General features: G+C 71.8%; 16 protein-coding genes. 5 read left to right on the top strand and 11 right to left on the bottom strand.

The features are described 5' to 3' along the window. Positions 1-28: 28 nt before the first annotated feature. The 3 genes from N8A90_RS03825 to N8A90_RS03815 all read left to right on the top strand — a co-directional run bounded on the left by N8A90_RS03825 (position 29) and on the right by N8A90_RS03815 (position 2,667). A complete protein-coding gene (locus N8A90_RS03825) occupies positions 29-1,678 on the top strand; it encodes an adenylate/guanylate cyclase domain-containing protein (protein WP_262073324.1) in 1,650 nt (549 codons plus the stop codon). Between the two features lie 110 nt (positions 1,679-1,788). Next, complete coding sequence (locus N8A90_RS03820) at positions 1,789-2,250, top strand: hypothetical protein (protein ID WP_262073323.1); 462 nt, start codon at positions 1,789-1,791, stop codon at positions 2,248-2,250. Positions 2,251-2,253: 3 nt separating this feature from the next. Continuing rightward, on the top strand, positions 2,254-2,667 hold the full coding sequence (locus N8A90_RS03815) for a DoxX family protein (RefSeq protein WP_262073322.1): 414 nt from the start codon (positions 2,254-2,256) through the stop codon (positions 2,665-2,667). 19 nt (positions 2,668-2,686) lie between these two features. Here the strand turns inward: N8A90_RS03815 and kdpE are convergent, their stop codons facing one another. From kdpE to N8A90_RS03780, 7 genes are all read right to left on the bottom strand, one after another. After that, complete coding sequence (kdpE, locus tag N8A90_RS03810) at positions 2,687-3,391, bottom strand: two-component system response regulator KdpE (RefSeq protein ID WP_262073321.1); 705 nt, start codon at positions 3,389-3,391, stop codon at positions 2,687-2,689. A 123-nt stretch (positions 3,392-3,514) separates the two neighbouring features. Beyond that, positions 3,515-6,295, bottom strand: a complete 2,781-nt coding sequence (locus tag N8A90_RS03805; RefSeq protein WP_262073320.1) for a DUF4118 domain-containing protein — start codon at positions 6,293-6,295, stop codon at positions 3,515-3,517. A gap of 9 nt (positions 6,296-6,304) precedes the next feature. Continuing rightward, positions 6,305-6,877: a potassium-transporting ATPase subunit KdpC gene (gene kdpC / locus N8A90_RS03800; RefSeq protein ID WP_262073319.1), complete on the bottom strand. Its 573-nt coding sequence runs from the start codon at positions 6,875-6,877 to the stop codon at positions 6,305-6,307. Positions 6,878-6,887: 10 nt separating this feature from the next. Continuing rightward, a complete protein-coding gene (gene kdpB, locus N8A90_RS03795; protein WP_262073318.1) occupies positions 6,888-8,987 on the bottom strand; it encodes a potassium-transporting ATPase subunit KdpB in 2,100 nt (699 codons plus the stop codon). Between the two features lie 10 nt (positions 8,988-8,997). After that, on the bottom strand, positions 8,998-10,800 hold the full coding sequence (gene kdpA / locus N8A90_RS03790; protein ID WP_262073317.1) for a potassium-transporting ATPase subunit KdpA: 1,803 nt from the start codon (positions 10,798-10,800) through the stop codon (positions 8,998-9,000). Position 10,801: 1 nt separating this feature from the next. Then, positions 10,802-10,900: a K(+)-transporting ATPase subunit F gene (gene kdpF, locus N8A90_RS03785; protein ID WP_262073316.1), complete on the bottom strand. Its 99-nt coding sequence runs from the start codon at positions 10,898-10,900 to the stop codon at positions 10,802-10,804. Beyond that, the gene (locus tag N8A90_RS03780) at positions 10,897-11,031 is read right to left on the bottom strand and encodes a hypothetical protein (RefSeq protein WP_262073315.1); all 135 of its coding nucleotides are present in this window, start codon (positions 11,029-11,031) and stop codon (positions 10,897-10,899) included. Before N8A90_RS03780 ends, kdpF begins: the two co-directional genes overlap by 4 nt. Positions 11,032-11,185: 154 nt before the next feature. Between N8A90_RS03780 and N8A90_RS03775 the strand changes: the two genes are divergently transcribed. After that, the gene (locus N8A90_RS03775; RefSeq protein WP_262073314.1) at positions 11,186-11,647 is read left to right on the top strand and encodes a GNAT family N-acetyltransferase; all 462 of its coding nucleotides are present in this window, start codon (positions 11,186-11,188) and stop codon (positions 11,645-11,647) included. Positions 11,648-11,663: 16 nt separating this feature from the next. Here the strand turns inward: N8A90_RS03775 and N8A90_RS03770 are convergent, their stop codons facing one another. The 3 genes from N8A90_RS03770 to N8A90_RS03760 are packed head-to-tail and all read right to left on the bottom strand — an operon-like array spanning position 11,664 to position 13,731. Next, entirely contained in the window at positions 11,664-12,065 is a 402-nt protein-coding gene (locus N8A90_RS03770) for a DUF4189 domain-containing protein (protein ID WP_262073313.1), read from the bottom strand. Further along, complete coding sequence (locus N8A90_RS03765) at positions 12,062-12,967, bottom strand: cation diffusion facilitator family transporter (protein WP_262073312.1); 906 nt, start codon at positions 12,965-12,967, stop codon at positions 12,062-12,064. The genes N8A90_RS03770 and N8A90_RS03765 overlap by 4 nt, the downstream gene beginning before the upstream one ends. Before the next feature lie 44 nt (positions 12,968-13,011). Further along, on the bottom strand, positions 13,012-13,731 hold the full coding sequence (locus tag N8A90_RS03760) for a response regulator (protein ID WP_316044000.1): 720 nt from the start codon (positions 13,729-13,731) through the stop codon (positions 13,012-13,014). Between the two features lie 190 nt (positions 13,732-13,921). Between N8A90_RS03760 and N8A90_RS03755 the strand changes: the two genes are divergently transcribed. Then, on the top strand, positions 13,922-14,275 hold the full coding sequence (locus N8A90_RS03755; RefSeq protein WP_262073310.1) for a response regulator transcription factor: 354 nt from the start codon (positions 13,922-13,924) through the stop codon (positions 14,273-14,275). 12 nt (positions 14,276-14,287) lie between these two features. On the opposite strand, the gene N8A90_RS03750 is transcribed toward N8A90_RS03755, so the two are convergent. Further along, complete coding sequence (locus N8A90_RS03750) at positions 14,288-20,728, bottom strand: AAA family ATPase (RefSeq protein ID WP_262073309.1); 6,441 nt, start codon at positions 20,726-20,728, stop codon at positions 14,288-14,290. Positions 20,729-20,739: the final 11 nt, after the last annotated feature.

Here is a 20,739-nt window from a genome sequence, read left to right as displayed (position 1 = left end):
TGCTCGGGCGCCCCTTCGAGCCGCCTGCATGCCCGTCCGTTCCCCGCCCCGACTCGCCCTGCCCACACGGCGGAACCTGCGGTGGACCAGCGGCCTGATTCTGCTGGGCTACGTCACCGGCCATCTGCTGAACCATGCGCTGGGCCTGGTGTCGCTGGCCTTCGCCGAAGCGGTGCTGCGGGCGGTGCACGGCTTCTGGCACAGCCTGCCGGGCACGCTGCTGCTGTACGGTGCGGCCGCCACGCACTTGGTGCTGGCGCTGCAGGGCGCGTGGGAGCGCCGCAGCCTGCGCATGCCGCCGATCGAGGCGGTGCGGCTGCTGCTGGGCTTCTCGCTGCCGCTGCTGCTGGCATCGCACCTGAGCGCCATGCGCTGGGCCTACGAGGCCTTCGCGCTCCAGCCGTCGTATGCGCGCGTGGTGCGTGGGCTGTGGAGCATCGGCGGGGCGGGGGGCCAGTTCGCCCTGATGGCCGCCGCCTGGGCGCATGGCTGTCTCGGCGTGCACCTGGCGCTGCGGGCACGGCCCGGCTACCGGCGGCATTCGCACCTGCTGCTCGTGGCAGCGGTGCTGCTGCCGGTGCTGGCCGCGGCCGGCTTCCTCGGCATGGGCCGCGAGCTGCAATGGTCGGGCGTGATGCCGCCGCAGGTGCCCACGCCGGCGCAGGGCGTGGCCATCGACCGGGCCGAGCGCCACATCGAACTGTTCTACGGCCTGCTGCTGCTCGCCGTGTTCGCGGCGCGCGGGCTGCGCCTGCGCCGCGAGCGCCGGCCCGGCGCATCGATCGTGCTGCGCTACCCCGAACGCAGCGTGCACGTGCCGCGCGGCTGGAGCGTGCTCGATGCCAGCCGCGCGCACGGCATCGCGCACCTGTCGGTGTGCGGCGGCCGGGCGCGCTGCTCGACCTGCCGCGTGCGCGTGAGCGGCCCGCCGGAACACCTCGACGCGCCGGGCCGCGACGAGCGCCGCACGCTGGCCCGCGTGCGCGCACCGGCCGACGTGCGCCTGGCCTGCCAGTTGCGGCCGCAGGGCGAACTCGCAGTCACGCCGCTGTTCGAGACCGGCGCCGCCACGCAGCCGGCCCGCTTCGGCCGCGAGCGCGACGTGGCGATCCTCTTCGTCGACCTGCGGCGCTGGTCGGGCCTGTCGGAGAACCAGTGGCCCTTCGACCTGGCCTACCTGCTGGAGCGCTACTTCGCCACCGTCGGTGCCGCGGTGCGCGACAGCGGCGGCGTGCCCAACCAGTTCATCGGCGACAGCGTGATGGCGATCTTCGGGCTGGATGTCGACCTGCCCACGGCCTGCCGCCAGGCCATGGACGCCGCCGCGCGGATCGGCGAGCGCATGGACGCCTGGGGCGCCGGCTTCGAGGCCCAGTTCGGCCACCGGCTCGACTTCGGCATGGGCCTGCACGCCGGGCGCACCGCCGTCGGCGAAGTGGGCTACCTTGAGACGACCACCTTCACCGCCGTGGGCGAGGTGGTCAACACCGCGAGCCGGCTGCAGGACCATTCGAAGGCGGCCGATGCGCGGCTGGTGGTCTCGGTGTTCGCGGCCCGACAGGCCGACATGGCCGACCGCTTCGGTGCCGCACACACGGTGCAGTTGCGTGGACGCGCCGAGCCGATCGAGGTGCTGCATGTGCCGCGTCCGGCACGGCCCGCTGCCGAAACGACCTGAGGAAAGAGGTGCGCCAGCGCACATCGCGCGGCGACGTCAGCGAAGAGACTTCGTTGCCCAGCCATCGCCTTTCATCGGCAACGGCACGAACAACCAAAGGACTCTTCACCATGCAAGCCAAGCACCTCCTCGCCCTCTCCGCCCTGGTCGTTGCCGCCGGCACGGCCGGCACCGCGGCCGCGCAGACCGTTCCCGCCGAAGCCTGGGTCGGCACGCCGATCGCCGCCACCGGTGCCGTCAGCCGCGCCGACGTCGCCGCCGACCTGCAGCGCAACGCCCGCGTCGCTGCGGCAGCGCCCGAAGCCTGGGTCGGCACGCAGGCCTCGGCCGGCAACGCCGCCGGCACGCTCAGCCGCGCCGAGGTGCAGGCCGACCTGAACCTGTGGCGCCGCGCCGGCCTGGAAACGGCCTCGCTGGCCGACACGGCCCAGAGCAACGCACCAGCCTACGCCAAGCAGCTCGCCGCCTACCAGCGCGCCCGCCACAACGGCGTCTACACGGCCGAGCTGCAGCGCGTGCAAGGCACCACTGGCAGCGCCGCCGCCGACCAGGCAACGCCCGCGGCGCAGTAAGCGATGGATACCGCACGCACCGACGCGCTCGGCAAACTGCTGCTTCGCCTCACCCTGGGCGGGCTGCTGATCATTCACGGCATCGGGAAGATGGAGAATGGCGCCGACTTCGTCTACCGCATGCTCGGCGCCGCCGGCCTGCCGACCGCCATCGGCCACTTGGTCTACGTGGGCGAAGTGCTGGCACCGGCGCTGATCCTGCTCGGTTTCTTCACCCGGCCGGCTGCGCTCGTCATCGCCTTCAACATGGTCGTGGCGCTGCTGCTGGTCCACACCGGCCAGTTCTTCACGATGGCCAAGAGCGGCGGCTGGGCGCTGGAGCTGCAGGGCTTCTTCCTGCTGACGGCCCTGGTGGTTGCACTGCTCGGCGCCGGCCCGTTGCGGGTGGGCAGACCCGGCACGCGCTGGTGGCAGTGAGCCCCGCGCCTCGACGCCGTCAGGCGACCAGCCGGTAACCCACGGCCGTCTCGGTCAGCAGGTGCTTCGGCTGGGCCGGGTCGGCCTCCAGCTTCTGCCGCAGGTGGCCCATGTAGATGCGCAGGTAGTGGCTCTGCTCCGAATGCGAGGGACCCCACACCTCGCGCAGCAGCTGCCGCTGCGTGAGCACGCGTCCCGCGTTCGCCACCAGCACGCCGAGCAGCCGGTATTCGGTGGGCGTGAGGTGCACCTCGGCGCCGGCGCGACGCACCAGGCGCGCGGCGCGGTCGACCTCGATCTCGCCGAAGCGGAACAGCGGCTCGGCCACCTCGGCGTTCGCCGCACCGCCCGCCGCGGCGCGCGGCCGGCGCAGGTTGGCGCGCACGCGCGCCAGCAGCTCGCCGGTGCCGAAGGGCTTGGTGAGGTAGTCGTCCGCACCGGCATCGAGCGCGGCGATCTTGTCGGCCTCGTCGATGCGCGCCGACAGCACGATGATCGGCACCGCCGACCAGCCGCGCACGTCACGGATCAGTCCCACGCCGTCGCCGTCGGGCAGGCCGAGGTCGAGCACCACCAGGTCGGGCTGGCGCGTGCCCGCCGCCGCCAGGCCATCACGCACGGTGCCGGCCTCGTGCACCGCCCAGCCTTCGGACTCCAGCGCGCCGCGCACGAAGCGGCGGATCTGCGGTTCGTCCTCGATGACGATGGCAACAGGTGTCACCATGAAACACCCCCGATGCGCCTGCGGCGCCTCCCCCTCAAGGGGGCGACACCAGCGGTCTGGCAAAGCCAGTTCCGCGGTGTCCCTGGAATGAGTTGCGCCGGTTTCATTCAGTTGGACTCCTCTTCAGACGCCGGGAGAGGCGGAAGATGCCTCGGTGACGTCCGGTGGCGTGCGGCGCGGCAGCGTGACCGTGAATTCTGCGCCGCCGCCCGATGCGTTGGCGGCCGCGATCTCGCCGCCGTGCGCACCGACGATGGCCTTGCAGATCGCCAGCCCCAGCCCGACGCCCGGCGTCGCCGACTCGGTCTGGCCGCGCGTGAACTTGTCGAACAGCAGCTGCTCGCGGCCGCGCAGCGCCGCCGGCAGGCCCGGGCCGTGGTCGCGCACCGACAGCACCAGCGCCTCGGCGGTTGCGTGCGCGTTCACGACGATGGGCGGCGCGCCGTACTTGGCGGCGTTCTCGAGCAGGTTGACCAGGACGCGTTCGATCAGCACCGCGTCGAACTCGACCAGCGGCAGGTCGGGCGCGAGCGCCGTCTGCACCGCCCGCCCGCCGAGCGCCGGGCCGGCCGAGCGGATGGCCGCGCCGACCACCTCCTCCACCGACTGCCAGTCGCGCCGCAGTTGCACCGAGCCCCCCGCACCACCGGCTTCGAGCCGCGCCATGTCCAGCAGGTTGTTCACCAGCGCATGCAGCGCGCGCGCCTGCGCGACGATGGCCTGCACCGTCTCGCCGCGCTCATCGGATGCACCGGGGCCGGCCGTCTGCAGTGATTCGGCCAGGCCGATGAGCGCGGTCAGCGGCGTGCGCACGTCGTGCGAGATGGCGCCCAGCAGCGTGTTGCGCAGGCGCTCCGACTCCATCTCGACCACGGCCTGTTGCGCCACCTCGACGTAGTGCACGCGCTCCAGCGCGATGGCGATCTGGCGCGCCAGCGTCTCGAGCTGCTGCACCTGCTCGGGGATCAGCAGCCAGCGCGGCTGCGCGGGCGCCAGCGCGAGCACGCCGCGCACACGCATCGGCGCCTTCAGCGGCACGTAATGCCAGGGCTGCGCGGCCAGTGTGGCGGTGGCCAGGCCGGCGGGCTGGCCCTGGCGGAAGGCCCAGTCGGCCACGCTCGCGTCGAAGCCGGGCGGCGGTGAGGGCGGCATGACGAGGCGGTCGTTCGCGTCGGTCACCAGCACCAGCGCATGCCCGCCGAAGTGCCCCTGCACCGCCGCCGCGCCGAGTTCGACGACCTGCGCGCTTTCGAGCGCGGCCGAGAGCTCGCGCGTGAGCTCGAACAAGGACTGCGCGCGCCGCTCGCGGCTGGTCGACACGCCCGCGGCGAAGCGCAGGCCGGCGGTGAGCTGCCCGACCAGCAGGCCGACGCCGAGCATCACCGCGAAGGTGACGAGGTACTGCACGTCGCCCACGGCGAACGAGAGCCGCGGCGAGACGAAGAAGAAGTCGAAGGCCGCCACGTTGAGCAGCGCCGCCAGCGCGGCCGGCCCGCGGCCGAAGCGCATCGCGATGCCGACCACGCCCAGCAGGAACAGCATGACGATGTTCACCTGCTCCAGCACGCCCGAGAGCGGCGTGGCGATCAGCGTGACGGCCACGCCCATCGCCGCGGCCCACACGTAGCCGGGCCAGCGCGCATGCGGCCGGTCGGCGTCGTCGGGAATGTCGTCGCCGGTCGCCACGTCGCGTGCCGCACCGAGCAGCGTGCGGCCAAGGCGGCGCGAGCTTTCTGAACGCGCCGTCTCGACGATGTCGAGCGCGGGCGCGAGCCGCGCCAGCTCGCGCGTGAGCGACGCCGACGGCCACCAGCGGCGCCAGCCCGCCACCGGCTCCGCACGCCCCACCACCAGCGTCGCGCAGTTCAGCCGTTGCGCCTGCGCGGTGAGCGCCTGCGGCACGTTGGCGCCGGTGAGCACCGCGGTCGCCGCGCCCAGCTCCTCGGCCAGCTTGAGCACGGCCAGGATGCGGTCGCGCTGCGCGGCCGGCAGGCGCTGCAGCGCCGGCGTCTCGACGTAGGCGGCATGCCAGCGCACGTTGAGCTGCCCGGCCAGGCGCGCAGCCGTGCGCACCGTCTGCGCCGCGCCCTCGTGCGGGCCGACGCAGGCGAGGATCGCGCCCGAGGTGTTCCAGGCCTGCGGGCCGCCTGCGCCATCCTTGCCGTTCAGCCCGGACTGCTCGACGCGCCAGCCGCGCACGTCGTCTTCCACGTGCTCGGCGGTGCGGCGCAAGGCGATCTCGCGCAGCGCGATCAGGTTGCCCTTGCGAAAGAAGTTCTGCGCCGCGCGCTCGGCCTGCTGGGGCAGGTAGACCTTGCCGGCCGCCAGCCGCGCGGTGAGTTCGTCGGGCGTGACGTCGACCAGCACCACCTCGTCGGCCTCGTCGAGTACGGTGTCGGGCACCGTCTCGTGCACCCGCACGCCGGTGATGGCACCGACCGTGCCGTTGAGGCTTTCGAGGTGCTGCACATTGAGCGCCGACCAGACCTCGATGCCGGCGGCCAGCAGCTCCTGCACGTCCTGCCAGCGCTTGGCATGGCGCGAGCCCGGCGCGTTGGAATGCGCGAGCTCGTCGACCAGCAGCACGGCGGGCTTGCGGGCCAGCGCCCCGTCGAGGTCGAACTCGGCCAGAGTGCGGCCGCGGTAGGCGATGTCGCGCAGCGGCAGGCGGGCCAGCCCGGTCAGCAGCGCGGCCGTCTCGCTGCGGCCATGCGTCTCGACCACGCCGATCAGCACGTCGCGACCCGCCGCGTGTTCGCGCTGCGCGGCCGCGAGCATCGCCCAGGTCTTGCCGACGCCCGCGCTGGCGCCGAAGTAGATGCGCAGACGCCCGCGGCGGGCGCGGGCTTCGTCGCCGCGCATCTGCGCGAGCAGCGCGTCGGGGTCGGGGCGGGGAGCGTCCATGCGGGGGTTTTACTGCATGGCGTCGAGCGCCAGGTTCAACGCCAGCACGTTCACGCGCGGCTCGCCGAGGAAACCGCCGAAGGGCGCTTCGGTGTGGCGCGCGATCAGCGCCTGGACCTGGTCGACCGGCACACCACGCACGCGTGCGACCCGTGCCGCCTGGTAGTTGGCGGCGGCCGGGCTGATGTCAGGGTCGAGCCCGCTGGCCGAGGTCGTCACGAGGTCGACCGGCACCGGCGCCGTGTTGCCGGGGTCGGCCGCACGCAGCGCCTCGACACGGCCCTTGACCGCATCGACCAGCGCCGGGTTCAGCGGCCCCTGGTTGGAGCCGCCCGACGCGGCGGCGTTGTAGGCCATCGGCGCGGTGGCCGACGGGCGGCCCCAGAAGTGCTTCGGGTCCGAGAAGTTCTGGCCGATCAGCCGCGAGCCGACGACCTTGCCGTCGCGCGTGATCAGGCTGCCGGCTGCCTGCTCGGGGAACACCGCTTTCGCGGCGCCGGTGACGATCAAGGGATAGACCAGCCCGGTGAGCGCGCTCAACAGCACGAAGAGCACGAGGGCGGGGCGAAGAATGGTTTTCATGGTGTCTCTTTCAGACGAGGTGCACGGCGACCAGCAGCCAGTCGATCAGCTTGATGCCGATGAAGGGCACGACCAGGCCGCCCAGGCCGTAGATGGCGAGGTTGCGGCGCAGCAGCGCGGCGGCACCGACGGGCCGGTAGCGCACGCCCTTGAGCGCGAGCGGGATCAGGAACACGATCACCAGCGCATTGAAGATCACCGCGCTCAGGATGGCCGACGACGGGCTCGCCAGCCGCATCACGTTGAGCGCGCCCAGCTGCGGGTAGGTCGACACGAAGATCGCGGGGATGATCGCGAAGTACTTCGCCACGTCGTTGGCGATCGAGAAGGTCGTGAGCGAGCCACGCGTCATCAGCAGCGCCTTGCCGGTCTCGACCACTTCGAGCAGCTTGGTCGGGTTGGAGTCGAGGTCGACCATGTTGCCCGCCTCCTTCGCGGCCTGCGTGCCGCTGCCCATCGCCACCGCCACGTCGGCCTGCGCCAGCGCGGGAGCGTCGTTGGTGCCGTCGCCGGTCATCGCGACCAGCCGGCCTTCGGCCTGGTACTGGCGAATCAGCGCGAGCTTGTCTTCGGGCGTGGCCTCGGCCAGGAAGTCGTCGACGCCCGCCTCGGCCGCGATGGCGGCGGCGGTGAGCTTGTTGTCGCCGGTGATCATCACCGTCTTGATGCCCATCGCACGCAGCTCGGCGAAGCGCGACTTGATGCCGGTCTTGACGATGTCCTTGAGCTCGACGACGCCGAGCACGCGGTTGCCCTCGGCCACGGCCAGCGGCGTGCTGCCGCGGCGCGCGACTTCGTCCGCGGCGCGCAGCACCTCGGGGGCCATGTGGCCGCCCAGCGCTTCGACATGCTTGCGCACGGCATCGACCGCGCCCTTGCGCAACGCGACGAGGTCGGCGTCGAGGCTGTTGCCAGCCGCGGGCAGGTCGACGCCGCTCATGCGGGTCTGCGCGGTGAAGGGCACGAAGCGTGCGTCGGCGATCGCGCTGTCGTCGGTGCCGCCGCGGCGGGCCAGCTCGACGATGCTGCGGCCTTCGGGCGTTTCGTCCGGCAGCGACGACAGCAGTGCGGCGCGCGCCAGGCGCTCGGCGCTCACGCCCGGCGCCGGCAGGAAGGCGCTGGCCTGGCGGTTGCCGTGCGTGATGGTGCCGGTCTTGTCGAGCAGCAGCACGTCGACGTCGCCGGCGGCTTCCACCGCGCGGCCCGAGGTCGCGATCACGTTGGCCTGCATCATGCGGCTCATGCCGGCCACGCCCACGGCCGACAGCAACCCGCCGATGGTGGTCGGAATCAGGCACACCAGCAGCGCGACCAGTGCCGTCAGCGACACCACCGTGCCCGTGCCCATCGCGCTCACGCTGAACACCGAGAAGGGCAGCAGCGTGACGGTGACCATCAGGAACACGATGGTCAGCGCGACCAGCAGGATGGTCAGCGCGATCTCGTTGGGCGTCTTGTGGCGCTTGGCCGCCTCGACCATGCCGATCATGCGGTCGAGGAAGGATTCACCCGGGTTCACGGCGATGCGCACCACCAGCCAGTCCGACAGCACGCGGGTGCCGCCGGTCACCGCCGAGAAGTCGCCGCCCGACTCGCGCACCACCGGTGCCGATTCACCGGTGATCGCGCTCTCGTCGACCGAGGCCACGCCTTCGATGACTTCGCCGTCGAGCGGAATGACGTCGCCGGTTTCGACCAGCACGACATCGCCCTTCCGGAGATTCGGCGCCTGTTCGGGAAGGAAGCTCGACCCGTGGAACGGCTCCTTCAGCTTCTTGGCCCAGGTGTCCTTGCGCAGCCCGCGCAGCGAGGCGGCCTGCGCCTTGCTGCGGCCTTCGGCCAGCGCCTCCGCGAAGTTGGCGAAGAGCACGGTGAACCAGAGCCAGATCGTGATGGCCAGCACGAAGGCCGGCGGCATGCCCGTGTCCCCCGGGAAGCTCAGCGCATGCACCCAGAGCAGCGTCGTGAGGATGCTGCCGATGTAGACGATGAACATCACCGGGTTGCGCCATTGCACGCGCGGGCTCAGTTTGGCGACGGCGCCCCACAGCGCGGGCCGGACCAGCGCCATGTCGAAGAGCGAAAGGGAACTTGCAGTTTTCGAGGTCATGGTGCGACCCTCACTTCCAGAGCATCAGATGTTCGACCACGGGACCCAGCGCGAGCGCAGGCACGTAGTTGAGCAGGCCGACCAGCAGCACGGTGCCCACCAGCAGCACGACGAACAGCGGGCCGTGCGTGGGCATGGTGCCGGCCGTGACGGGCAGGCGTTTCTTGGCGGCGAGCGCGCCGGCGATGGCGAGCACCGGCACGATCATTCCGAAGCGGCCGAGCCACACGGCCATGCCGAGCAGCGCGTTGTAGTACGGCGTGTTGGCCGACAGGCCGGCGAAGGCGCTGCCGTTGTTGTTGCCGGCCGAGGTGAAGGCGTAGAGGATCTCCGAGAAGCCGTGCGCGCCGGGGTTGGCGATGCCCGCCTTGCCCAGGCCCATGCTCACCGCCACCGCCGTGCCCGCCAGCACGACGATCGGCGTGATGAGGATGGCGATCGACGTGAGCTTCATCTCGTGCACCTCGATCTTCTTGCCGAGGTACTCGGGCGTGCGGCCGATCATCAGGCCGGCGATGAACACCGCCAGGATCGCGAAGATCAGCATGCCGTAGAGCCCGCTGCCGACGCCGCCGAAGACGACTTCGCCCAGCTGCATCAGCACGATCGGCACCATGCCGCCCAGCGGCGTGAAGGAGTCGTGCATGGCATTCACCGCACCGCACGAAGCGGCCGTGGTGATGGCGGCGAACAGCGCCGACGCCGTGATGCCGAAGCGCGTCTCCTTGCCTTCCATGTTGCCGCCGGCCTGCAGCGCGGACGCCATCTGGTCGACACCCAGCGGCTGCAGCAGCGGGTTGCCCGCCTGCTCGGCCGGGATGATGACGACCACGGCGGCGACGAACAGCACCGTCATCGCGGCCAGCACCGCCCAGCCCTGGCGCAGGTCGCCGACCACGCGGCCGAAAGCGAAGCACAGCGCCACCGGGATCAGCAGGATCGCCAGCATCTGCACGAAGTTCGCGAGCGCGGTCGGGTTCTCGTAGGGGTGCGCCGAGTTGGCGTTGAAGAAGCCGCCGCCGTTGGTGCCGAGCATCTTGATCGCCTCCTGCGACGCGACCGGGCCCATGGCGATCGTCTGCGTCGGCGTGCTGGCGTCTTCCATCACCGGCGCGCCGGCCGCGTCCTTCAACGCTTGGCCGTCGGCATCCAGCTTGGGCGTCTGGTAGGCCGTGGCCTCGACCGTGGTGACGGCCTGGTAGGCGTCGAAGTTCTGGATCACGCCCTGGCCGGCGAAGAACATCGCCAGCACGAAGGAGATCGGCAGCAGCAGCCAGGCGGTGATGCGCGTGATGTCGACCCAGAAGTTGCCGACCGAACCCCTGCCGTCGGTGCTGCGCGCAGCGAAGCCGCGCGCCAGCGCGAAGGCCACCGCGATGCCCGTGGCGGCCGACAGGAAGTTCTGCACCGTGAGGCCGAGCATCTGCGTGAGATAGCTCATGGTCGACTCGCCGGCGTAGCCCTGCCAGTTGGTGTTGGTGACGAAGCTCAGCGCCGTGTTGAACGACGAGTCGGGCGACACCGCGGCCATGCCGGCCGGGTTGAGCGGCAGCACGGCCTGCAGGCGCTGCAGGCCATAGACGGCGAAGGCGCCGATGGCATTGAAGGCCAGCAGCGCGAAGGCGTAGGTGCGCCAGTGCATCGATTCGTCGGGGGCGACCCCGGCGAGCTTGAAGAGCGGCGCCTCGACGCGCTGCATCCAGCGCGGCAGGCGGCCGTCGCACAAGGCGGCGATGAAGCGGCCCAGCGGCCAGCCGAGCACGACCAGCGCGACCAGCAGCAGGACCAGCAGGCCCCAGGCAGAAGTGGTCATCTCAGAACTCCTCGGCGCAGATCAGTGCGAAGACGAGGTACGCGAAGAGAATGACGGCGATCAGGCCGCCCGCGCCGTAGAGCACGTCGAGGCTGATCACGTCCGTGCTCCCGATGATGCCGAGGCGGCCTTCTCCCGGCCCTTCGGGGCGGCGAGCTTGTTCAGCCCCACCACCATCTCGGCAACGGCTATCCACAACACGGCGACCGCCGCAATCCATACGATGTCCATCTGTCACTCCTCTGGTCGAGACACGGCAGTGAGTTTGCGCCGAGGGCCGTAAAAACGGGGAACAGAGGCGGTGGCGGAGCGTAAAGAAAGCATAAAAATGACTGGACGACTGCGTAGCCGCACCCGCCCCCCCGACAGACAACCGGACCCTCCCATGCCTTCTCCCCTTCGCATCCGCCCCATCGCAGACACCGACTTCGCGGCCTGGAGCCCGCTCTGGGACGGCTACAACGCCTTCTACGGACGCAGCGGCGAGACGGCCTTGCCCGAAGCGATCACCCGCACCACCTGGTCACGCTTTCTCGACCCGCAGGAACCGATGCACGCGCGGGTCGCAGAGAGCGCCGATGGACTCATCGGGCTGGTGCACTTTCTTTTTCACCGCAGCACGATCCAGCTGAATCCGACCTGCTATCTGCAAGACCTCTTCACCGTGGAGGCCGCGCGCGGAAAGGGCGTGGCCCGCGCGCTCATCGAGGAGGTCTACCGAAGCGCGGCCCAGGCCGGCGCCGGGCGGGTGTACTGGCAGACGCACGAAACCAACCACACGGCGATGCGTCTCTACGACCAGGTGGCCGACAGGTCGGGCTTCGTGGTCTATCGCAAGCTGCTTTGACCTCGTTCACAGCTTCTCAGGGCAGCGAACAGACGCTGACCGCGAGCTTGCAGGGTTCGGTCGGCAGGTGCCCGTCGCACTGCGCGACCGCGGCCTGTCCCGCAGCCTTCCGGTCGGGCCCGATGGCCGTGCCCCACTCACCGAAATTGCCGGTGGCCAGCGCCGCGCAGCTGCGATCGAAATAGACACGCACCTCGCAGCGCGTCGAGCGGCCGGCCGCGCCCTCGCACTGCGCACGCGCCACGCGCTCGGCCGCGGCGCGGCTGGTCTGGTTGAACGAATAGCCGTAGCCGCCGGGCCGGGCGGCAATGGCGCCCCAGCTGGGCGCGACGGCCAGCGCGGGCGTCGCGCACAGGGGCAGCCAGGCCAGCGCCGCCAACGCGCATCTCAGGCGGAATCTCGATCGGAATGCGGTCATGCGCGGGCCTCTCCGGCCTCGATGAAAAGTCGTTGGATCATGGGATAACGCGCGCGCACCTGTCGCTGGATGACCGTGATGACCGCCGCAGCCTCTTCGGTGCGCGTGCCGGGGTCGAAATCGAGGTCGACGGTGACCAGCACCTCCTCGGGCCCCATGTACATCGACAGGATGCGGCCGACGTCGCGCACATGCGGCTGGGCCCGTGCGATCGACCGGATGTCCTGCGCCGTCTCCCGCCGGATGCCTTCGCCGATGAGCAGCCCGCGCGACTCTCGCACCAGCAGCACGGCCACGCCGGCCAGCAGGAGGCCGATGACGACCGAGGCGGCGCCATCGAGCTCGGGCATGCCGAAGCGGTGGCTCAGGAATATGCCCGTGGCGGCAACGACCAGCCCCAGCAGCGCCGCACCGTCTTCGGCCAGCACGGTGTAGGTGCCCGGGTCCTTGCTCGCGTGCAGCGCGTTCCAGAACGGCCGCCCGCGTGCCTGCCCGCGAAACTGGCGCAGCGCGATGACGAAGCTCGCGCCCTCGAACAGCGCCGCCGCGCCCAGCACGATGTAGTTCCACGTCGGGTCGCTGAGCGGCTCGGGGTCGCGGATGTGGTGGATGCCCTCGTAGAACGACACGCCGCCGCCCAGACCGAAGATCAGCACGGCCACCATGAGACTCCAGAAATAGAGCTCCTTGCCATGGCCGAAGGGGTGCTCGTCGGTCGCGGGGCGCTGGCTCAGCCTGAGGCCGACCAGCAGCAGCACGCCGTTGAACGTATCGACCGCCGAGTGGATGCCCTCGGACAGCATGGCCGAACTCCCGGTGAGGCCGGCGACGACGAACTTGGTGACGGCGATCGCCACGTTCGCGACGATGGCGCCATAGATGGCAATGCGGGATTCGGCCATGGAGGCCCGAGGTTAGCCGCTCGACGGCCGTCGCCTTGTAGGCCCTAGTCGCGCACCACGTCGACCGCAGCCTTGAACACGTAGCCCGCGCCCCGCTCGGTGACGATGAGCGTCGGCGCGCGCGGGTTCTCTTCCATCTTGCGGCGCAGCCGGCCGACCTGCACGTCGACCGAGCGGTCATACACCTCGGCGTTGTGCAGGCGGGAAAGGTCGAGCAGCTGCTCGCGCGCCAGCACGCGCTGCGGCGCCGACAGGAAGGCGATCAGCAGGTTGAACTCGCCGTTGCGCAGCGGCACGGCGCGGCCGTCGGGCGCGCTCAGCCGGCGCAGCCGCAGGTTCAGGTCCCAGCCGGCGAAGCGGTAGGCACGGATGTTGGCCACCGTGTCGGCCAGCGTCTCGTGCATGCGGGTGCGACGCAGCAGTGCACGGATGCGCGCGAGCAGCACGCGGGGCGAGAAGGGCTTGGTGAGGTAGTCGTCGGCACCGAGTTCGAGACCCATCACGCGGTCGGCGTCATCCTGCCGGCCGGTGAGGATGATGATGGGCAGCTTCGACTCGGCGCGCAGCCTGCGGGCGATGTCCATGCCGTCCTCGCCCTTGAGGCGCAGGTCCAGCAACACCAGGTCGACCGCCTCGCGGGCCAGCACCTTGGACATCCCCTGCTCGTCCGGCACCGCCGTGACGCGCATGTCGTAATCGCCCAGGTAGGTGGCGATGAGGTCGCGCACGGACGGGTCGTCGTCCACCGCGAGGACGTGCGTCAAACCGGTCTCGCCGCTCTCATGCATGGCTCATTTTCGCTCCGCCTTCGATCATCTCACGCCCCGTCTGTGTCCGATGACACATGGGGCCATCCTTCTGGCATCCAAAGTGGCCGCAGGCGGTTTTCAATGGCGGAACAACACGCGCATCGGCCACGGCCCTGCGCCCCACCGGAAAGAGACAGACGACACCGTGCCCCCTGCCTACCGTATCGCCGTCGTCGAGAGCGACGACCTCATGCGCCAGTTGATCGTGCAATGGTTGGCGGAGGCCGGCCACACGGTGACGGTCGCGCAGCCCGGCACGCTGGCCGGGCTGCAGGTCGACCTGGTCATCGCCAACGTGTCCAGCCCGCGTTCGGCGGCACCGCTGGTGCGCCGGCTCAAGGCGCTGCAGCACGTCCCGCTGATCGTTCTGTCGGCGCGCCTGGGCCGCGGCCAAGGCACGTCGGCGCCGCTGATCGGGCAGCTCGGCGCGGCCGCCGTGCTGCCCAAGCCCTTCACGCACGGCGAGCTGATGCAGGCGGTCGAGACGGCGATGGGCTGAGCCCCGCCAGGATCAGCTCACGGCTCCCAACAAGCGCGCCAGCGCGTTCGCCAGCTCGTGCCGGGCCACGGGCTTGCCGAGCACCGCGTCGGCCCCGGCCTCGCGCGCGCGCCGCACCACCGCCGCGCCAAGGTAGCCGCTCACCAGCACCACCGGCACGCTGGGCCGCACCTGGCGCAGGGCACGGATCAGCTCCGCACCCGACAGCCCCGGCATGCGCTCGTCGGTGAGCACGGCGTCGAAGCGGTCGGGGTGCGCGGTGAAGGCGGCCAGCGCCTCCTCGCTCGACGTGAAGCCGACCGGCACGTAGCCCAGGCTGGTGAGCGTGTCGGTGGCCAGGCGCACCAGCGCCTCCTCGTCGTCGACCACCAGCACCTGCTCGTGCGCGCCGCGCGGCAGCGCGTGCGGCGCACGCTCGACCGGCAGCGGCAGGTCGTCGATGCGCGGCAAGTACACGGTGAAGGTGCTGCCCTCGCCGAGCACCGTGCGCACGTCGAGCGCGCCGCCGAACTCCGAGACGATGCCGTGCACCAGCGACAGGCCCAGGCCGGTGCCCGAGCCGACTTCCTTGGTGGTGAAGAAGGGGTCGAAGATGCGCGCGATGTTCTCCGGGCCGATGCCCGCGCCGGTGTCGGCGATCGACAGCACCAGGTACTCGCCGGCCGGGAGCGTGCCGGTGGTCGCGACCTGCGGCTGCGCGAGCCGCTGCGGCGCCAGGCCGACGCGCAGCGTGCCGCCCTCGGGCATGGCCTGCAGCGCGTTGGTGGCGAGGTTCATGAACACCTGGTGCATCTGCGTGGCGTCGCCGCGGATGGCGGCCGCCCCCGCGTGCAGCTCGGTACGCACGCGCACGCCCTCGGGCAGCCCGGCCGACAGCAGGTTGAGCGCCTCCTCCACCACGCCCTCGACGTGCACCGGCACGCGCTCGGCCAGGCCGCTGCGGCTGAAGGCCAGGATGCGCTCGACCAGCGCCCGGCCGCGCTCGCCGGCCTTCAGGATGAACTCGATGTCGCGCCGCGTGCGGCTGCCCGCGCGCGTGCCGCGCAGCGCCATCTCGCCGAAGCCGAGGATGGCGCCCAGGATGTTGTTGAAGTCGTGCGCGATGCCGCCGGCCAGCGTGCCGACCGCCTCCAGCCGCTGGCTCTGCTGCAACGCCGCCTCGGCGCGCTTTTGCAGGTCGATGTCGCTGACCGAGCCGGCCAGGCGCGTCGCGCGCCCGCTGGCGTCGCGCACGCAGACGCCGCGCACGCGCAGCCAGCGGTAGACGCCGTCGGGGTGCAGCATGCGCCATTCGCCGTCGCAGGTCGGCAGGCGGCCTTCGAGGTAGCCGAAGATGCTCTCGCTGCGCACCGCGATGTCGTCGGGGTGGATCTTCACCAGCATCAGCCATTCCCAGCGCGTGCGCAGGGTCGGGCCGAGTTCCAGTCCGTAGAGGCGCTGGGCCTGTTCCGACATGAACATCTGGTCGCTCAGGATGTCCCAGTCGTAGATGCCGTCGTTGGCGCCCGCCACCGCCAGGGCGAAGCGTTCTTCGGATTCGCGCAATGCGGCCTCGGCCATGCGGCGCTCGGTGATGTCGGTCGAGATGCCGCTCACGCGCTGCACCTGGCCGTCGGAGATGAGCACGCCGCGCTCGTGGATCCAGCGCACCGCGCCGTCGGGCCGCAGCACGCGGAACTCCGCGTTCCACGGCGCGTGGGCGCCGCCGTCGAGCCACTGGCCGAAGGTCTCGCCGATGCGGCCGCGGTCCGCCGGGTGGATGCTGTCGATCCACAGGTGCGGCTCGCGGTACAGGTCTTCCACCTTGCGGCCCCAGATGCGCTCGAAGCTCGGGCTCGCGTACACCACGCGCTCGGGCACGAGCTCGGTGATCCAGATCACGTCGGGGGTCGCGTCGGCCATGCGGCGAAAGCGCAGTTCGCTGTCCTGCAGCGCCGCCTGCACGCGCGCGTTCTCGCGCTCGGCCACGCGGCGTTCATGGTTCTCGCGCGCCAGGTCGGCGTAGAGCCGCGCGTTCTCCAGGGAGATCGCCGCCTGCGAGGCCATCACCTCGAGCAGGCTCAGCCGCTCCGGCGTGAAGACGCGCGGCGCCAGGTTGTTCTCGAGGTACAGCAGGCCGAGCAGCTGGCCCTGCCGCACCAGCGGCAGCGCCAGCACCGAGCGGCGGCCGGCGCGCTCGTCCACGCGGCCGGCACCCTGCGGGCTCAGCACCTGCGCCACCGATGCGTCGTCGAGCAGCATGCGCTTGCGGGTGCGCACCACGTGCTGGAGCATGGTGGCAGGCATGTCGTGCTCGGTCAGCGCCGTGCGGCGGAAGTCGACCCCCACGCCCTCGCCGTCCCGGCGCGTGTGCGCCTCGGCCTCGACGCGCCAGGCATCGCCGTCGGACAGCACCAGCAGGCCGCGCTGCGCGCCGGCATGCCCGATGCCCGCGGTCAGCAGCGTGTCGATGAGGCGGTCGAGCACGATCTCGCCCGACAGCGCCTGCGACACGCGGATCATCGCCGCGAGGTCGATGCGCTCGGCCGAGAGCTCGAAGTCCGGCGCCACGTCGCCGCCCGTCACCGGCTCGTGCCGCAGGAAGGCGAAGGTCTGCTCCAGCTGGCGCACCTTGGCATCGGCGCCCCAACGCAGGTAGGCGTGCCGCGCGCTGCGCAGGTAGGTCTCGCTCACGGTCGCGAGGCCCTCGCCGGCGTGGAAGCGGGCCGCCAGTTCGCTGGCGATGGCTTCGTTCTGCAGCAGCCCGTGGGTGCGGGCCAGGTCGGTGGCGCGCTGGTAGAGGCGCCCGGCGTCGAGCGTGCGGCCTTCCAGCCGCGCGATCTCCGCGTCGAGCAGCGCCACCTTGTCGGCGAAGGTATGGGGCGCGTGGCTGCCCCAGCCGGCGAGTTGGTCGCGGTAGCCACGCAGGCGCTGCGGCCGGTCGGCCCCGCAGGCCGGGTGTTCGGCGGGCAGGCCGGACAGCGCCAGCGCCGCGATGTAGGGCTGGTTGGCGCACTGCACATGCACCGCCGACCACAGCCACGCCTGCGCGCGCTGCGCGGCGTCCCACGCCAGGTCGGGCCGGCCCCCGATGAAGAAGGACTGCGCCCGCAGCAGCCAGTGCCAGAAGACCATCGTGGGCATGCGGTCGGGCTCGAGCGTGGCTTCGAATGCGGCGGTGTCGAAGCCGTCGCCGTCCCAGTTCTTGATGCCGGCCGTGCGGCCGCGCAGCGCCTGCACGAAACGCTGCTGCGACAGCAGCTCGTCGACCACGTCGCGAAAGCCCGCCTTGCGCACGAAGGCCAGGCCGGCCTCGATGTCCTGCGCCACCGCGTCGAGCGGATGACCGCGCAGCAGCAGGTCGTTCACCACATGGTGGCTGGCGAAGCAGGCCACGGCCACGTCGCCCTGTTCGGCCGCCGCGGTGAAGGTGGCGCGCGCCAGCCGCACCGCCACGTCGAGCGGGCGGGTCCAGCCGCTGGCGATCTCGAGCGAGAACAGGCTCTTGGCTTCGTAGGCGCCGAAGCCGTGGCGCAGCACGAGCGCGCGCGACAGCTGGGCGAAGCGCAGCCCCTCGTCGTGCCGGCCGTAGAAGCGGCCGAGCAGGATGCCGAACCAGGCGAAGCCCTGCGCCGAGCCGGGCGTGATGCCGTGCGACAGGCTCAGCCGCACCATGTGGCACAGGTACACGAAGGCCAGGCGTTCGTCGGTGAAGCAGGCCGGCGCAAAGAGTTCCGAGAGCACCGCCATGGCCGCCTCGACGTCGCGGTCGACCGCGCGCGGGAGGTCGCTGAGCGACTCGATGGGGCGGTCGCCCAGGCGCATCAGCACGTCGGCGTAGGCCGCGTCACGCTGCGCGTCGCTCGGGTGCGGCACCAGGTCGATGCCGAAGTCGGACAGGCATTCGATGGCCTGCGCCACCGCACGGGCGTAGTCCGAACACAGCACATGCATCACCACGCGCAGGCGATACACCGCCGCGCGCTCGGCCCGGGTGCGGGCGCGCGGCAGCAGCGCGGCCAGGCGCGGGTCGGCCTGCGCGGTCAGGCCTGCCAGCAGTTCGCATTCGCTGCGCACCAGGTGCAGGTCGAAGCACATCGCATGGCGGCGCTGCCACGAGGCCTCGGTCAGCAGCGCCATGCCGGCGCCCAGGTAACCCAGCGCCGAACCGTAGGCGGTGGCCCGGCGCGCGCGGTGGGCCGCCATCAGGTTGAGTTCGGCCGCCGCCTCGCGTTCGGTCTGGCGCGTCATGGCGGCGGCACCGCGGTTGAGCTGGTCGACGATGTCGAAGACCGCGGCGATGCGCGCGTCCGGCGACGGCGTGCCGGCCAGCATGCGCCGCGCGATCTGCAGGTGATGCCGCGGCCGGGCGGCGGCCGGCACCTGCGCGTAGGCCGCCTCGCGCACCTTGTCGTGCGCGAAGACCCACAGGCTCTGGCGCTGCAGCAGCAGGCCGGCCGCGACCGCCGGATGCAGCAGCACGCCCAGCGTGTCGGCGTCGCAGGGCGCGGCGACGGCCAGTGCCGCTGCCTCGGCCTGCACGCCGAGGCAGGCCAGCTGCTGCAGCAGGCCGCGGGTAGCCGCCGGCAGCCGCTGCAGCTTCAGCGCCATCAGCGCGACCACGGCGTCGGCGCCCGGGTCGGCCTCGGCCAGTGCATCGATGCGCGCGATGTCCCAGGTCCAGCCGGCGGTCGGGGCGTCGTAGAGCAGCAGGTGCTCGTCGGCCAGCTCGGTGATGAACTGGCCCGCGAAGAAGGGGTTGCCGCCGGTGCGTTCGTGCACCCGCCGCGCCAGCGCGGCGACGCGATGCGTGTCGGTGCGCAGGGTGTCGGCCACCAGCCAGCCGATGTCCTCGAGGTCGAGCGGGCGCAGCGCGATCTCGCTGACCGGCGCACCCTCGCCGCCCAGGGCCCGCAGCCGCGCCACCAGATCGGAGGCGTCGGCCGATGCCGCATCGCCCCCCACGTCGCGGCAGGCACCGACCAGCAGGAGATGCGCGTCGTCGGGCGCCATGAGCCATTGCACCAGCAGGTCGCTGGTGGCCCGGTCGGCCCATTGCAGGTCGTCGAGGAACAGCACCAGCGGATGCTCACGCCGCGCGAAGACCTGGAGGAAGCGCCGGAACACCTGATGGAAGCGGGCCTGCGCGTCCTGCGACGAGGGCTCCGGCCCTTCGGGCTGCGGGCCGATCAACGTCTCCAGCTGCGGCAGCAGCCCCGCGACGAAATGGCCGTGCGGCTCCACCGCCTTGCGCAGCGCGGCCTGCCACGCGGCGCGCTCGGGCTCGGGCCGGCCGAGCACCATGCCCAGCAGGCCCTGCAGCGCCTGCGACAGCGTGGCCAGCGGCACGTCGCGCGTGTACTGGTCGAACTTGCCCGAGGCGAACAGCCCGCCGGCGCCGAGCAGTGCGCGCTGCAGCTCCCGCACCATCGACGACTTGCCGATGCCCGCGGGCCCATGCACCAGCACCAGCTCGATCCGCCCCTGGTCGGCCACGCGGTCGAAGGCGGCGCGCAGCGCGGCCACCTCGCGCTCGCGGCCGTAGAGCCGCTCCGGCACGAGCAGCTGGCGGGGCACGTCGGCGGTGCCGAGCACGAAGTCGTCGAGGCTGCCCTGGCGCTCCCAGTCCGACAGGCAGCGCCGTAGGTCGAGCTCGAGCCCGGCGGCGGTCTGGTAGCGGTCTTCCGCCGCCTTCGCCAGCAGCTTCATGACGATGCGCGACAGCGTGTTCGGCAGGCTGGGCACGCGCACGCCGGGGGCGACCGGCTGCTGCGCGAGGTGGGCGTGCATCAGCGCGGCCGGGTCGGTGACCTGGAAGGGGGCGACGCCGGTCAGCATCTCGTAGAAGGTGGCGCCCAGCGCGTACAGGTCGCTGCGCGCGTCGACCGAGCGGTTCATGCGGCCGGTCTGTTCCGGCGCCATGTAGCGCAGCGTGCCGGCGATGATGTCCGAGTGCGCCGCGCTGGCCTGTTCGCGCGGCACGGCCGAGGCGAGCCCGAAGCCAGTGAGCCAGGCCCGCGCCGCCGCCACGTCGACGAAGAAATGGCCGGGCTGGATGTCCTTGTGGACCAGCCCGCGCGCATGCAGCTGGCCGAGCGCGGCGGCCATGCCCACCGCCACCCGCAGCGCCGCGCGCACCGGCCAGGGTCCGCCCATGCGGCGCGACAGCAGCTCGCCGCCCGGGTCGGTGAGCGTGAGCGCGGGGTGCTCGGCCTCGAGGTCGAGGTGGATCGGCCGCGCGGCCCAGCCGTCGTCGAGCCGCTCGCGCAGCGCGTACTCGTGGCGCAGCCGCTCGCGCAGCGCAGCGCCGGGCCGGGTCGCGGCGGTGCGCAGGATCAGCACCGACGCGCCGCCGCCGGTCGCGGTGCGCCGCGCCAGCAGCAGTTGGGCGTCGCTGCGCAGCGTGCGGTCGACCAGCCGGCTCGGCGGCCGGTCCGCGCCGTCGGTCACGCGGCTGCCCTGCAAAGTTCCCATCGTCCATCCAG

It is taken from the genome of Variovorax sp. N23 (assembly GCF_025486315.1).
Classification (GTDB): Bacteria; Pseudomonadota; Gammaproteobacteria; order Burkholderiales; family Burkholderiaceae_C; genus Variovorax.
This window is presented reverse-complemented; position numbering and strand designations above follow the sequence as displayed.

Excerpts from the sequence above, each read along its gene's own strand:
- N8A90_RS03750 (WP_262073309.1), bottom strand. The coding sequence starts at position 20,728 with ATGGGAACTTTGCAGGGCAGCCGCGTGACCGACGGCGCGGACCGGCCG.
- N8A90_RS03775 (WP_262073314.1), top strand. The coding sequence starts at position 11,186 with ATGCCTTCTCCCCTTCGCATCCGCCCCATCGCAGACACCGACTTCGCG.
- N8A90_RS03820 (WP_262073323.1), top strand. The coding sequence starts at position 1,789 with ATGCAAGCCAAGCACCTCCTCGCCCTCTCCGCCCTGGTCGTTGCCGCC.
- kdpA (WP_262073317.1), bottom strand. The coding sequence starts at position 10,800 with ATGACCACTTCTGCCTGGGGCCTGCTGGTCCTGCTGCTGGTCGCGCTG.
- N8A90_RS03780 (WP_262073315.1), bottom strand. The coding sequence starts at position 11,031 with ATGGACATCGTATGGATTGCGGCGGTCGCCGTGTTGTGGATAGCCGTT.
- N8A90_RS03805 (WP_262073320.1), bottom strand. The coding sequence starts at position 6,295 with ATGGACGCTCCCCGCCCCGACCCCGACGCGCTGCTCGCGCAGATGCGC.
- N8A90_RS03825 (WP_262073324.1), top strand. The coding sequence starts at position 29 with ATGCCCGTCCGTTCCCCGCCCCGACTCGCCCTGCCCACACGGCGGAAC.
- kdpC (WP_262073319.1), bottom strand. The coding sequence starts at position 6,877 with ATGAAAACCATTCTTCGCCCCGCCCTCGTGCTCTTCGTGCTGTTGAGC.
- N8A90_RS03765 (WP_262073312.1), bottom strand. The coding sequence starts at position 12,967 with ATGGCCGAATCCCGCATTGCCATCTATGGCGCCATCGTCGCGAACGTG.
- N8A90_RS03815 (WP_262073322.1), top strand. The coding sequence starts at position 2,254 with ATGGATACCGCACGCACCGACGCGCTCGGCAAACTGCTGCTTCGCCTC.
- kdpE (WP_262073321.1), bottom strand. The coding sequence starts at position 3,391 with ATGGTGACACCTGTTGCCATCGTCATCGAGGACGAACCGCAGATCCGC.
- N8A90_RS03770 (WP_262073313.1), bottom strand. The coding sequence starts at position 12,065 with ATGACCGCATTCCGATCGAGATTCCGCCTGAGATGCGCGTTGGCGGCG.
- kdpB (WP_262073318.1), bottom strand. The coding sequence starts at position 8,987 with ATGACCTCGAAAACTGCAAGTTCCCTTTCGCTCTTCGACATGGCGCTG.